Genomic DNA, 14,831 nt, shown 5'->3' with positions numbered 1-14,831 from the left:
CTTTTGATATCATAGTTGATCGATAAGATGAGTAATATTTTCGTTATACTGTTTTTTACGTAATAGCTTACGAAGGATATTGGGATCAGGAATAGCATCTATTTCCCAAACATACTTTATTTTTTCCACTTGGCGCAATAATGCTTTCTTTTGTTCAGGGCAGGCCGTGAAATCATCGCTCCATTCAATAACTGACTGCTTTTTCCACCTTAATAATGATTGTAATTTAGTTTTATTTGGAGTTATTGGAGGTAAATCTGCAAAATAGTCATATGTCACATTATTGATTTGATATTCTTTGCAGTAATTTTCCAGTAGTGTTGAAAGATTAATAGGCCTTAAATCAAGTAAATCTAGATCATGAGGCTCAGGTAATTCAATGTTGACCTCATCGCCAATTTTTTTTAGTAATGTAAAAAATGCTTCTTCTAATTCACTAAGATCTTTACTTGATGATTCAATTTTAGTGAGTTCACCTTGAGCATGACGTCTGAGAATTTCGGCTTCTTTGCTTGTATTTTCATCATCAATTAATGCTACCACTTTATTCAGAATATTGAGTCGTTTCGCTTCTTCTGAGCGACGTTTATTAAAGTGTGTTCTGTAATCGATAAATAATCGTTTGAAGTTTTGAGCAAATTGAACTGCTCTGGGTTTTTTATTCCATTCATCAAACTGTGTTAATAACGGTTGTAGTGAAAACTCACTCTTCTTCTTTCGGGAAAATGGAATTATTGTCGTAAAAGAGATACCTCGTTCCTGCAATGTCTGACGGATTAAGGCCTCGATCGCAACTACATCGTCAGGGAGCCGTTTATCAGCATGTGTAATAACAATACATTTCGGAATATCATTTAGTTTAGCAAGAAATTGAATATCAGCTTCAGGGATCGTGCCATGCTCAAGTGATACAGCCCAGATAATATAATTGGCACTTTTAAGCTGTAGTTCAGCTCTATCGGCATCCGTTTTTTCATTGCAACCATCGTCATCAGGTTTGGAATAACCTGGAGTATCGAGAAATGCCAAGTTATGCCATGGGAAATCAGGAAGTGAAATGTACGCTGCCTGTAATAAACTACCAATCTGGCTACCATACAGGTATTTTTCTTCATGAGTTAAAGAGCTTAGTTGAGTACTTGTTAATTCAATCAAATTATCATGAAGATTGATTGCTTGTATTTTTTCCTCTTTATCGTGCAATACATATGCGGGCATCGATGTTGTTGGATCAACCTGAACAGCGAGGTATTTTCTATCAATAAGTCGGTTGATCAGACTGGATTTTCCTGCACTGAATCCTCCGCCGAAGCCTACGACTGATTTTGTTGCAAGATGAGGAAATTCACAAAAAAGACCAAATCGGTGTAGTTCTTCATTCAATGATGCTAAAATACGAGTAATATCACTTGGTGGATTACTTCGTGATAATTCTATTAAGTCATTTTGTATCAGTTTATTAAGTTGATACAACGCTTCTTTCAGTGGTTCTGGCTGCTGACTTTGTAAGTCGCTTGCTGCACAAAACAATTTATAGCGTTCAGCTATTTGTTCCTCAGTTAAATCAATTGATATCATTGCACAACTCTCGCAATATTCTCTTTAAATAAGGACAATGTTGTATTATCACGAGCGAATTCTTCTCGTTTGGCATCATCAGCCTGTTGTTCTTCTAATAATGATTTCTCAAGTATTTGTAGTGATTGTTTTTTATCTTCAGCTTTTTGTTGTGTTTCTTTATCAAGTTCTGCTTTTATTTCCTCTGACATATCGTAAAAACATTTACGAAACTCAGGTTCAGCACGGCTGATAATTTGAGGAATGAGTGTTTTGATAACATAGTTTTGAGCTTCTTCCTGTTGTTCTGCATTCTTTATTTTTTCTTTTACACTAGAGGTGAACAGTGTAGCTATCGCCGTGAGAGCATGACCGATTATTTTTAGCTGAGGGATCAGTGTAATGAGTTTAGAAACGACGAAGGTGACAATGGATGTAACAGAAATTAAATCACTGAGACTATCACTTTGTTTAAATCCGTGAGTGATATCTATATTGGATGGTACAAACTCGCCACAGTCTTGCAGTGTATTCATTTTTCTGGCAACAGTAGGTTTAAACTCTTGTTCCATAACAGTAATAAACGCTTCTCTCAGTGTATTTCCTATTATGCCATTCATATCACCATTAAATCTTAGTGCATCTGTTAGACTGGATAATTGGTTGCGAAGTAATACTTCAAGGTTGTTTTTTGCACTATTAAGGCAGGATGGAATTGTGTCATCAATCTGTTGTTTTATAGTAGAAAGTTGTTGCTGAATCTGAGCTAACTCTAGTGGTATTTGTGCACAAGCATTACGGATCTGTTCAATTGTCAGATTATCATTATTCATTTGTGTAGTAATTCTACGCTGAATACGCTCTATTATATCTGTCATTTTATATCCAACTGATTGGTAATATATGATATCTGATTGTTCAATCACTTTCTGAAGCATCTGTTCGAAACCCGACACTTGTTTTTTTCTTGCACTAGTGGCAATCGTTACTATAGGAGGCTGACCAGATATATTTTCCACTCCAATTTTTACTGATGAGACTATTGCGTCAATTTCTTCTGGAAGCCGCTTGTCACATTTTGATATCACGAGTGAAATAGGCTTTCTGAATAATTTTAATTCTTGTAACACTTGTTTCATACTTTGTTTCAGTGTGCCATCCTCTGCACTGACAACAATGCAATAAGTTCCACTACGTGAAATATAATTATCTATTGCCTGACTATGTGCCTGAATACCAGATTCCCAACCTGGCATGTCCACCAGTGTCAACTCAGGATACGGTTTCAAACTTTCATTCGGTAGAGTTATTTCAACCCAATAATCACGATTACTATCAGATAAAGGAAAGTCTTGTTCCTTCAGCTGTTCTCTTGAAATAATTGATACAACTCCGTCACTGTTGCATAAATTGATACTTTCATGTTCTGCATATCTTATCTCTGTGGGTAGACAAGTCTCAGGTGTCACTTGTACTCCGAGCAATTTGTCATCTAAAAAAGTATTAATCAGCGTCGATTTGCCTGTACTGAATGAACCGATAAATGGAAATCTAAGCTTAAATTCATTATGTGTTTTTACTGCATCATTGAGTTCATCAGTAAAATCATATTTCTTCGATAACCTCGTTAGTTCAGGGATAAAGTCATCAACTAATTGTTTGAATTCCATATTCTTACCAAAATAATTATTGCGTTTTAGATCGTAACACTAACTTCTTGTTCTTACTTTACTATTTCTTATCTGTGGTAATTTCGTTTATAAAAAAACAGTGATAATAATTTCGATATTTTAGCTATTTTTATCTGCAATTGTTGCTTGTATTAATTCTTTTTTGACTTCAAAAGACCATAAGCGTGTTCGCGGTTCAGTGTATTCATTCACACAGGCTTTTAATCGTTTTTTGCCCTTATTGGCTCTTACTGCTATAAAATAAAAGGATTAAGCCTAAAACAAAGCTCAATCCTTGAAAAATAATTCACTTATATCATCTAATTATTTATTTTTACTGTCTGATTACCCCAGCGCTTTTTACCTCACCATTTTTTCAAATATTCTTCGACTTTTTGAATAAATGACTCTTTAGGGGCTTTTTTACACGCATCGACAATCAAGGGAGTTACCGTTTCGATACCACTAATATTTAAAGTGGGGTCTTCTACTTTTCCTTTTTGTGTCACAATCTCTGCTGCACCAATGGCGGTTGGATAAAAGTTGTCATCGATGACCAAAAAGTCTTCACACTTCCATTGCGATACAGGTTTAGTGTCCGTTACAGGTTTAGTGTCCGTTACAGGTTTAGTGTCCGTTGTTGCGAAAGCGGAAGTTGCCATTAAAGACATTGTAATAATACCGGCAAATAGAGCTTTAGAGCCTATCTCAATAGGAGGTAAATTCATGAACTTACCCAGCTATATCAATGCTTAAAAGTCAGGCTGTATAAGGTTTTGGTTACAGTAATAATATATTTTTTATGCGGTAATTAATCCCTATTGAGATAGGCTCTTATTCATAAATGTCACCTCATCTATAGTAGAACCTCTCAAGTATCCGTTTTAGTATAACTGATTTTTAAAAAAAAAAGCTCTCTAAATTAGATGACCTTATAATCAGCGTTGTACATTGAATAACGCAATATATTGTCAACCACGACGTTGATTATCTACAAACAATCACATTGAAATCATCAACGCTTACTGATAATTGGCACTAATTATACCATGGAGTTCAGCTTATAATTGACCCCCCACACCTTTGAATTTTTCAACAAAAGCGGCGATTTTCTGAAAAACTGTTTGCTTCTGCGTTCGGTACTGTGGATTCAAAGGGCTACTGAACCATGATCAGCTAATCCAATGACCTCTATGCCCGCTTCCAGTGATGCCGCAAGCAGATTTTGGTTATATTCATCTTCCGTGATGGTCTGCTGTTGCCCACGATATTTTATGTACCCTGCCGGATTCACCTGCAATGCACATTTAAAGAAACGAGCTTTGGTAAACATACCTGTAATGACTCCATAAAATGGCGCGTCAAACGACACCTAATCAATTAACCCCAAGCGCCTTAAACACGGCATCGACGGGATCTGCATAAAAGCTGATCTGGAATTTTGAAAACAACTCAGCAGGAACCGTTGGAATATCTGAGGCTGAGGCCATTGGGAGCAAAATACGCTTTGCGCCACTGTCCATAGCTAACTGAAGACTGCCTGCAAGATCTTGAACAGGATTTATAACACCACCTAAAGTCATCTCACCCAAAACAACCATCTGCTCTTGAATCGGTCGGTTCATCAGAATTGAACAGAACGCAATCAATGCAGCGAGCGATGACTTTGTACTTGGCCCCGTATTGTGGAGCTCAACAACATGGAGGTGATACTCATGATCAGAAAACTTCGCCGACGCACTGATTCTATTCAGGTTACCTTTGAAATAATCAAAGCCAACACGCACAGCTTCTTTCGCTGCGGTATTCGAACCAAGGCCAGACACTGAGTGTTTACCAGAACCAGCCATCATCTGGGTTTCATAGCGATATAACCCAAGCTGCCCAGTACTTCCCTGAGTAACCAAGTGCACAACACCAGCGCGAGGTAAGCCCTCAGGAATTAGCTTGCTGCCACCTTGTTCCGGTACATTGACGAAGAATTCTTCTAATGACTCGTTATCGATGTAGCTAAAGTGCACATCAAAAAACTCCATTCCGCCAAGCTTTTTCAATTGCTCTTTGACTCTACGTCTAGTTTCCAGCGCATAGGTCAGGCAGGCTCTTACATCATCTTTTGTGTACTGTGCGTCGGGGTGTAGTAGCTTTAACAAGCCCGACACAGTTCTTCGCACAGCAATGACATCACGCTGATTAAGGTTATTGCCGAGTTTGAAAAACTTATCGATAGCATCCGCAAAACTTCGTTTGCGCATTTCACGCATGTATTCAGCAAGATAGTCTGTGATTAATCCGTAACTATTGGTGAAAAACTCAGGACGCATCTTCGGTATTTCCCATCCAGGGATATAGGAATGGAAACGGTCAAAAAAAGCAGTGTCAATCATGGCATCAGGAAAAGGTGCCAACAGATGACTGGTCTTCACCAGTGTCTCAACGCTTTGATTGATGTTACCGACGAATACCATGGAAGCCTTTGCTTCGATTGAATCACGACCACGGGCAAAAGACCCTGACGCCATATAATCTTTCATTATTTGGACGCCGTCTTTGTCTTTAAAGTTAATACCCGCTACTTCATCAAAGGCGACAACATCCCACATTCCGACCAACCCAACTTGGCGTGAGCTCATGTTATAGAACAAGTTCGCCACAGTTGTTTGTCCACCCGAGATAAGCAATGAGTTTGGTGAGCACTCTTTGTAGACATGGCTTTTACCTGTCCCTCTTGGTCCGAGCTCACAAACGTTGTAGTTGTTTTCAACGAATGGGATCATGCGAGTAATAAGATGCCACTTCACCCGATGCTCTAAGTTGGTTGGCTCCATACCCACGGAACGAAGCAACACATCCATCCACTGATCGGTACTAAAATGTCTTCTGGTTGAAAACACCTCATCCATGTTCATGGACGGCATTTGTATCGGTTTTAAACTCATAATGGAGAAAGGTGATGTCTTCTGACCTTCCTCAAAAAAATACTGGACGGTAATAATGCACCAGATGCCGCCAGTTAATAATTTTTCGTTGTCTTGTACAATTTTGGTCGGTACAAGGGCATCCTTGATCCCCAGGTTCGACAACGCAGCTTCATAGACGTCTTTTTTCTGATTGAGCTTAACACTTACTTTGTCGATGATTTTAAACGTGCCGCGTTCACGGATAAGTGACTTCACTTTCTCCGCTTCATCAGGTCGGACATAGTTCTCAGCCAAGATTTTTTTCACATTCTCAAGGCCTTGCATTACAACTTCGTCGTCATCGGACGCACAATACATCCCTAGTAAATACTCCAGCACATAGACAGGGACGTTAGCGCCTTCTTTCAATTGCTTTGTCAGATCTTTTCGAACGACACGGCCTTTAAAATATTGGTTGAGCAATACGTCTAAGTCGGCGCCTTTTGTTTCAGATGTAGGCATCTGATTTTTTTCGTCTTTATGATCTTGTGAAAAATCAGTTGTCATGTTTCACCCCAGCCTTAGAAAAAATCATCTTGGAATGCCAAATCAATGGTTACCGCGTATTGGCTATAACGGGTTCTCATTTCCGCATTCTCAAGAACTAATGTGTATTGAGCGTTCCTGTCGAACTGAGAGCCAATAAGCTTTAACCTGGCTTCGCGAGTACGTTCATCCATCACTTTACTCACGCTATCAAAGTTAATCGTTTCACGACTGGAGACTTCATTACCTTGTGCATCGACGATATAGACATCCAACAACCGTGCGACAAAACGCTCGCCTACAGGGTCTGTCTGAATAAATCTGACCTTGTCGATATTGTTTACTAATTTAATGGGCTGAGTGGCTGCTACAACACCTACCGGTTGTTTCTCATGTTTTGCTGCTTGTTCTTTCTGTAGCACTCGCACATGCAGTACCGGGACGCAGACTTCCTGTAGCATCGCTCCGCCGTGCACAAACTTGGCACCACCAACGAAGTGGAAGCGTTGAGCCGCTTTTGGAAGTAGGAACTCTGCCTGATATGAAGAGCCACTAGAGCCATGAGCGGTATCGTTAATTGAGCCTTTCCAACAGGCTTCATCTGAAGGCAAGTTATTACCAACGATGTAACGCTTCTTGGCTTCTATCGCGCCAGCAGGTTTAGTTTTCAATGAGGTTTTATCAGCCGCTACAAGTGCTTTCTGTTGGAAGAGGAAGCCATGGTCAGCGGTGATCACAACTCGGCTGCCGTTTAGACGGTTGATGACCCGCCCAACGAGGTCTTTTAGCTCTTCAATGGCACTACGACAGGCTTCAAACGTTTTCTCTTCAGTTGCAGCCTTATCACCAATCGCATCAATGGTATCGTGATAGATATAAACGACTTCTACGTCTCGAATCTTGTCACGCCCCTCCTGGTTACTCCAACTCATCAGTTCCTTAGAACTCACTGCCATACCACCTACTTTTTGTAGGATGGCGTTGCGGTTGTCTAAACCCTGTGAAGAAATACCATCCACATAAACAGCCGTGCCTTGCTCTGGCTGATAACTGAGCGCCTTATGAGGCAATAATGCCGCCATCCCAAGTTGGGTATAACTCGGCAAAACGCCCAACTGCGTAGACACCTCAGCCTTAAATCGCTTCTCGTTGTTAATGATAGCGCCAAGCTCATTCGCAATTTCAAAACGCAGGGCATCAGAGATGATCACAAACACGCGTTTTGTCTGTTTCAGACTCAGTCGTATGCGAACTTCTTTTTGATAGAAGCCATACTGGTGCGGTACGCCAGAAATCTGCCACTTTTCAAGTAATTTCTCATTGGCCAAGTGACGATCCCAGGCAAGGCCAAGCTCATATAAGTACCAGTTGGTATAAATGCTTTCGACTTCGTCGTCGAGCTGACGCAGTATGTCTGCACCTTTACTCAATACAGAGTGCACATGCTCATTGAACAAACGGTAAGCCTGGTCAAAACGATAAATGTCTGTGGTATAGGCGTCGTACATTGCTTTCGCGTTATCAAAGTGGAACCCATCCACATAGCGATTTCGCAAGTGCATTAACTCTTCAGCGTTGCGGATAGCTTCATAAATTGCGAAGTATTCTTTGCGTGATAATGTCCAGTGGCTAGCAAGACGTCTTGATAAGACCGTATCAAACTGAACCCGGTCTAGCGCTTTACTGCTATCGAGCAAATCACGAACTAAACCACGGATTATGGCCTGTTCCACAGCTTCGAACGTTTCGCATTCGATAAGCTCAACCGGATGGTACTGGCCAGCACGAGCCGAAATTTCCAACTGTTGGCTAAGCACCTTAGAGATGCTTTCGTAGTAAGCGGCGAAAGAGCGGCTGTCGCGCCAGCTCACCATAAACGCCAAGGCTGTCGCTCGGCCTGATGCGCTTTTTAGAACATTGTTAAGCAACCAATCGCGTTCAACGCCTTCAATTTGGCTCCAGAATTCAGTACAGAATAATTTCAACACGAAGTCTGAGAAGGTTGGCTCTTCGACTGTATAGCCAAAACCCTCACTCAGATAGGCCCAGAGTGAGGTCTCAAGATCAAACTTACTTATCTGGCTCCATAAAGGTTGGCCAAGGCTTTCATCTTCGATATAAGCCGCATATTCGCGTAGTAACCCAAGCAGAATGTCCGACAAAGACGCAGAATCAGCTTTTACAACCACTGCCATCATCTTCCTGTCTAACGACAGTTCGTCTTCGTTCTCCGTCACCCACTTCTTTAAACCGGCTATGCGCTGTTTATTGGCAAAAAAGCTTTGGCGCTTACGAATGTGCGTGCGAAGCGCCATTTTCGGGATACCCAGTTCATTAAGCAGCATTGAGCTGTGATCAGCAAAAAACTGCTCGCTATACAAACGCACGTCTAGCAACCAATCACGATCAGGCTCTGGCTCAGCGCTTGGAAAATAGATAAGGAATTTAGCTTCACGCTCATCTACTTCAATGCGTTTTTTCACTGCCAATACAGACTCATTGCCCATATTGAGGATGGTCAAATCATTTGGCAGTACCCTAGCAGGTATATCTGCCGCTTTATCACCTGATTCTTTTGTAAGCGATAAAGAATTAGCTAAATGCTCAAGCTCTTCAGTAAAGCTTTGCTCTGGGTCGTACCAAAACACAATGCGGCTTTGTTCGAGCTTGGCAGCGACACCTTGTGCCAGTTCGCTAATCTGCATTAGTTAACCTCCGGGGTCGAACCGGTAATGGCCTTAACATCAGCCAACAGATCACCAAACTTGCCGTAATTCACTTTCACACCATCATCCAGATCCAGTGAAATACGCATATCAGCGTAGTGTTTTAGCTTGTCATCAAACTCTCGTAGCTCAACCTGTTTCTTGATTAAAGCATCCAACTCTTTCTTGAAGCGGTTCGCTTCACTGGTCGAGTCTGCCGTTTCAATCTGCTTCTCAAGCTGTTCTACATAAGCATCGTATTTGCCTATTAGCGGGGTGACATACTCGGTACGCATACGAGAAAGCGTGCCCTCGTTGTACCTATGTAAGTAAACCAAACACTCGAAAGCCTTCTGCTTACCAGAACTAAACAGCCAATAAATAGGGCGTTTTTTGTAAGTCTTCAGGTGGTCTTTATAGAACTGAGTCGATAAATAACGGCGGATCGTCTCAAGCGCTGATTCTGATTTCTTGGGCTTTATCGCATTTAAGCACAGTGACTCGGCAACAAAATCGAGATTTTCTTGTAAGTGTTCTTCACCCCAAACAACTTGGACAAACTCACGGAAACGATTGGTTGCGTCATCTTTGAACCACTCTTTGTCGGTTAGAGGGATGATACCGTCTTCATCGATTTGGTAAAAAATTTCTTCTTCTTTACTGTTGTAAAACTCTAAATTGAATTTGACTTTGTCTTGAAGGGCATCATTTCCCTTTTTGAGCAAAAATCTGCCAAGCATACAACCAACTGAAAGAGATACAATGTTAACTGCTATATCGCAAACAGTTATTTTCTCGATTGAAATTTCTTTTTCATCTAGATCTGTACCGTAAACATCTAACAAACCACATGCTTCTAGTGTTATTTCATTATTCTTCTTTTCTAAAGACTGGACTGAATTTATATGGAGTTCATTAAGCGCTAGTTTATTCCGAAACCAATCCGAAATCTTTTCTGAATCGTGGGAAGCAAGGCACAAAGAAAACTCCCGACTCGTTTCCCTTGAGTCATAGTCAAGCTTCATCAGTGTGATCAGTTCATCTACATGGGACAAATCAGCGTCAATCAAATTTTGCACATAAGGAAGAGCATTAAAATAACCAATATGAAAATGTATTGTTGGATTCAAAGCCGAGATCAGTTCAGAAGCCAATTTATTGTTACAAAATGCTAAAGCTATACGCTTCTCATTTTCATTCCAATTAAATGCTGAATGCCCTGTAGCATCATGAATAAAACCATGAGGGTAGTATCTAAACGAATTATATGACGTATTAATATCAGACCAGCTTATACTAGGTTTAAAATAATATTTCGTATTCTGTGGTCGAGAAAGCAATTTACCGTTCTCACCAAAGAAATTACGAATTTCACAACCGTCACTCTCCCAATTTACAATGTACTCATGATTGCCATACCATCTTTTAAATGATCCACCTTTATTATAAGGAAACCACTTGCAGCCAGAGGCCATTGATTCTTCGATACTTTTTGCATCAAAAAATATTTTAGAGAAATCAACCTCCCACCAGTACCTTAGGAACTTATTATTATCACCCGTCGCCAGTCCTTGCCTTGCATCATATATATCACCAAAACTTTTATTGTTTTTAAAAAGTTCAAAAACCTTTGAAGAAAGCCAATATGTCAATGGGCGTCCTGGTATAATTAGAAAATCTTCCTGTTGCACCTCATCAAGGCGAGTCTGCTGTTCAATAAGGGCTAATTTCTTTTCTTGCTCGTTGCCATCCGTTAGTCTAAAAAATACTGGCTGATATCCCCTTACATAACCATTCTTAAATACCCATGCAGTTGTTTGAACAATTTCTCCACTTATTTGACCGAATGCTCTAGCGCCTAAGTGTGCCATCGTCAGTAAAGTCTGATTCTCTAGAAGTGAATTTCTTAACTTTTCATAACTCGAAAGAAACATCCAAGACTGCATATTTACTTGTGCATTAAAACCATCTTGAGAGAGTAACGAGAAACCACGTTCCATGAAAATAGCAAACAAATCCGATTTACTATTTGGATAGTTTTCCTTAGCAAAATCTTTAAGGTCTGCATTCATGCCTTTGCTACCCATATAAGGAGGGTTCGCGATAACAGCATCGTAACGAATCGATAAAACCAATGCCTGATGAACGATTTCAATCAATTGCTTCGCTGCTGGCTTTTGCATTGAGTCGCCTGACTCTTGTAGCTCTACTAGCGTGCTCAGGAGCTCTCTTAGCTGCTCATACTCATCGCTTGGTACATCAATCAAAGAACCAAAGGTTTTGGCCTGAGTAAATCTAGCCAACGTTCGCTTCAGCAGTTGGTAGCGGTTGTCTGCATTGAACGAGCTTAAATCTTGCTCATCATCTGAGAACAAGCCTTGTGATGTGCCGCTTTGCCAACTTCCCGATAGATTGAGTGCTTTCCATAAAGTCGGCAGGTCAATATGGTTACTTTCCTGCAATGACAGTACATTGAGTCGCACGTTACGGGTAAAAATACGCTTATCGTCATCTCTAGCCATCATCATCAGCGCAAAGCCAGACAACTGCGCTGCACGATCATCTATGTCCAAGCCGAAGAGGTTGTTCTCCAGGATCATCTTTGGAATGTCACGAGAGCGGAAACCACGTTCTTCGTAGATGGCTTTTAGCACGTTATAAGCTTCAATCAATATGTGGCCCGAGCCACAAGCTGGGTCAAGTACTTTGATGGTTTCAGGTTCAATAGATTCTGGCGTAATAGCCTTTAGCTGTTGGTTAACTTCGTCAGATTGCTGCGCAGGCTCAATGTAGTATTCCATCTGGCTTTTAATGGCAGAGTCTGGGTAGGTTTGCAGCCATTGACGACCGACTGAGTTTTGTACCAGGTACTTCACAATCCAGTTAGGTGTAAATAGCTGAGTAGCGGCAGGGATGTCTTCACTTTTGACCACTTTTCCGATGACCTGATCTTTCTTTTCAGAAATGTAGAATTGGTATAGCCAGCCAATCACTTCGACTTGTTGCCAGTCCTCTTCAGGGATGCCGTCTACCAATCCACGCAGAATGGAGTCGGTACGCATTAGGTTGTCTGGTAGCAGAAGTTCTGTTTCATCGTCCAATGCGTCAAATAAGAAAGGCATCGCTTCATGAAGCTTATGGCACTGACCTAACAACAGTTCACGATAAAGCTCTTCGTCTTTGTTGCCCGCAAGCTTGAGTTCGATAATGCGAGCTCTATCTAACCCGAGTTCATCCGCAGCATCTTGCGCATGGTCGATAATTTCAAAGCCTCTAGGGTTGTCTGGGTGCGACAAAACACGGAAACCGTGGCCTAGATAGTCATGGATTTCCATATAGCGAATAGCACACAGACGGTTGAACCAGGTATAAGCTACTTGTTCAATAAGTTGTGCATATCCAAGTTTCTGGCTTCTGGCCACTATGCGTTTTCTGGGCTCAGCCAGTTTACCGTCAAAACTGTTACCAGCGATTTGAAGCACAGAACCTTGTAGATTCGCTTCTGTAATTTGTAGCTCGCCCTTTTTATTCGCGGTGATACCAAAGGTATTTAATCGTTTCGCTACCGCATCCATAAATTCGCGGCGCGCTTTTGGTGCGTATTTTTTAATGTTGTTCGTATTCATATGATCTTGCGCTTCTTATTCTGTCTCTACGCTGCTTGCGGGTTGTAATGCGGTTCTAATGCGGGCAAGCAGTATTTCCTGACGCTCGCGGTAAAAGTCCATAAACTGGTTTAGTTGTTCAGGTAATGATGTTATGGCTTGCGATTGCAGATGTGCTTGTCTTGCATTCACATCAGGCCACTGCTGCGCATACCATTCATGGGGCATTTTTTGTCGCTTCTGATTGTTGATTGTTCCTTCCAACAGTTGAAGATTTGGCAGCTTGTTAGATGCCTCGATGAGTTCATCTAGCTGTTCAGTTGGGACACCAACTTTTGCAAGCTTGTTACGCGTAAACAAACCTTTGGGGTAAATGTGATCCACATGAAAGTGTCGTGAAAAATCGAATCCTGGGAACAACAAAGTCAACAAGGCAAAGGTACGCGGATTACCATAATCCAACTGCACTAGTTCACTAATTTCCTCTGGGTCAAAGCGCAACGATTTACCACGCTGTTGCATGGTCGCTTCAATTTTCGCTAGCGGGAAACCTGTATCACCCGATTGTTTAATGTCTGAGCGAAGCATCGTCAGCAGGGTATCTAAACCACTTCCCCAAATGCCTGACGCTTTCAACAACGACCTAATGAGCCAGTTTCTGATGCATTCTCTATCGACCGCATATTCAACCCTAGAAAGGTAGCTTGCCGTTAACTTTCGGTGGTGCAGGTAATAGGCCAACGGGAGGATGGCACTTGTTGCTCTGAGGTTTTGTCCATTAAAACCAAAACTTGCCAGCAACTGCATTGAGAGCAATAACGCATCACGAATTGGCGTCCAGTTCTTTTCGAGAATCGCCATATTTTCCTTGTTAAAGTTCTCAACCTTAAAGCCCACGCTACCGATGTCAGAGAGCATTAAGCCTGCTTTTAAAACGAGATCTTTTGATACGTTGAATCCATCACCAACACGGTTCATCTCATCCACTAAGGCATGAATTTCTTCACGGGCATCTAACGAGCTCCACTGCGCTACGGCTATTGAAAGTAGTAAGTCTGAGTAGGACAAAGTAGTGCCGCCGCTATTCATGCGGATAAAGATATTCAGAACACGTTCAAGGCTCTGATCACTTTCTTCGTAAAACGAAATCTTATCTTTGTCATGGATAGTTCGATACAAGTGACGAAGAGTTGAGCGAGCCTCTTTGCGTTGCTCCGAGCTCAACCTAGCATCATCAGCAACTTCATCGATAAGTGCATCTTCTTCCTCTTCCATAATCCGGCCTACACGGAACCAGTATTGTTCAGATGCATCCAGGGAGGCTTTATCGTCGGTTAGGAACTCAAAGTCATACATCGACCCAGTTTCTAAGTCGGGCTGGCTTAACAAATTTAAGTGAAGTCTGCGCACTGGGAAGGCGTCATCATTGCTCCACCATTTACCTGTCAGCTTCCACGCAAATGAGCCGCGTAGGCCGATGTTCAAAGCGGTAATCCGCTGCTGTCCATCTAGGACGGCAATGAACTCACGCTCTGGTAACTGAGTGACATTTTCACAATGGTAGTTATCTCGCTCATGGTAATGCTGCATGAACTGATAAAACTGATAGCTATGCCGGTTCTCTGGTTTTATCTTCCAGAATAGAAAGGTCCCAAACGGGTAACCTTGCAACAGGCTATCAAATAGACGACAGATCTGTTCTGGTCGCCATACAAACTCTCGCTGGATGGCCGGTAACAGGTATTCCTGCTCAGCAACCTTGTCGAGTAATGATCTTATTGTTCCACCCGCTTGATACATAGCGCTTTTCTCCATAATTAGTTATTGGGCCATGGTTATTGTTCCACC

At 41.5% G+C, this 14,831-nt stretch carries 8 protein-coding genes; all 8 read right to left on the bottom strand.

Annotation, left to right across the window (positions count from 1 at the left end; translation table 11 throughout):
- Positions 1-9: 9 nt before the first annotated feature.
- On the bottom strand, positions 10-1,578 hold the full coding sequence (locus tag ACIH2S_RS17505) for a dynamin family protein (protein ID WP_430247808.1): 1,569 nt from the start codon (positions 1,576-1,578) through the stop codon (positions 10-12).
- Positions 1,575-3,227: a dynamin family protein gene (locus ACIH2S_RS17500; RefSeq protein ID WP_430247806.1), complete on the bottom strand. Its 1,653-nt coding sequence runs from the start codon at positions 3,225-3,227 to the stop codon at positions 1,575-1,577. Before ACIH2S_RS17500 ends, ACIH2S_RS17505 begins: the two co-directional genes overlap by 4 nt.
- Before the next feature lie 365 nt (positions 3,228-3,592).
- Positions 3,593-3,955, bottom strand: coding sequence for an acid-activated periplasmic chaperone HdeA (gene hdeA, locus ACIH2S_RS17495; protein ID WP_430247805.1), 363 nt, complete (start codon positions 3,953-3,955; stop codon positions 3,593-3,595).
- Between the two features lie 422 nt (positions 3,956-4,377).
- Entirely contained in the window at positions 4,378-4,560 is a 183-nt protein-coding gene (locus tag ACIH2S_RS17490) for a hypothetical protein (RefSeq protein ID WP_430248595.1), read from the bottom strand.
- Positions 4,561-4,603: 43 nt separating this feature from the next.
- On the bottom strand, positions 4,604-6,649 hold the full coding sequence (gene brxL, locus ACIH2S_RS17485; protein ID WP_430248590.1) for a protease Lon-related BREX system protein BrxL: 2,046 nt from the start codon (positions 6,647-6,649) through the stop codon (positions 4,604-4,606).
- Positions 6,650-6,708: 59 nt separating this feature from the next.
- Positions 6,709-9,378, bottom strand: a complete 2,670-nt coding sequence (pglZ, locus tag ACIH2S_RS17480) for a BREX-1 system phosphatase PglZ type A (protein ID WP_430247804.1) — start codon at positions 9,376-9,378, stop codon at positions 6,709-6,711.
- The gene (gene pglX / locus ACIH2S_RS17475) at positions 9,378-13,004 is read right to left on the bottom strand and encodes a BREX-1 system adenine-specific DNA-methyltransferase PglX (protein ID WP_111805006.1); all 3,627 of its coding nucleotides are present in this window, start codon (positions 13,002-13,004) and stop codon (positions 9,378-9,380) included. Before pglX ends, pglZ begins: the two co-directional genes overlap by 1 nt.
- Before the next feature lie 15 nt (positions 13,005-13,019).
- Positions 13,020-14,783, bottom strand: coding sequence for a DUF262 domain-containing protein (locus ACIH2S_RS17470; protein ID WP_111805007.1), 1,764 nt, complete (start codon positions 14,781-14,783; stop codon positions 13,020-13,022).
- Between the last annotated feature and the right edge of the window lie 48 nt (positions 14,784-14,831).

This window comes from Providencia lanzhouensis (genome assembly GCF_050469745.1).
GTDB lineage: Bacteria > Pseudomonadota > Gammaproteobacteria > Enterobacterales > Enterobacteriaceae > Providencia > Providencia lanzhouensis.
This window is presented reverse-complemented; position numbering and strand designations above follow the sequence as displayed.

Excerpts from the sequence above, each read along its gene's own strand:
- ACIH2S_RS17505 (WP_430247808.1), bottom strand. The coding sequence starts at position 1,578 with ATGATATCAATTGATTTAACTGAGGAACAAATAGCTGAACGCTATAAA.
- ACIH2S_RS17500 (WP_430247806.1), bottom strand. The coding sequence starts at position 3,227 with ATGGAATTCAAACAATTAGTTGATGACTTTATCCCTGAACTAACGAGG.
- hdeA (WP_430247805.1), bottom strand. The coding sequence starts at position 3,955 with ATGAATTTACCTCCTATTGAGATAGGCTCTAAAGCTCTATTTGCCGGT.
- ACIH2S_RS17490 (WP_430248595.1), bottom strand. The coding sequence starts at position 4,560 with ATGTTTACCAAAGCTCGTTTCTTTAAATGTGCATTGCAGGTGAATCCG.
- brxL (WP_430248590.1), bottom strand. The coding sequence starts at position 6,649 with ATGCCTACATCTGAAACAAAAGGCGCCGACTTAGACGTATTGCTCAAC.
- pglZ (WP_430247804.1), bottom strand. The coding sequence starts at position 9,378 with ATGCAGATTAGCGAACTGGCACAAGGTGTCGCTGCCAAGCTCGAACAA.
- pglX (WP_111805006.1), bottom strand. The coding sequence starts at position 13,004 with ATGAATACGAACAACATTAAAAAATACGCACCAAAAGCGCGCCGCGAA.
- ACIH2S_RS17470 (WP_111805007.1), bottom strand. The coding sequence starts at position 14,783 with ATGTATCAAGCGGGTGGAACAATAAGATCATTACTCGACAAGGTTGCT.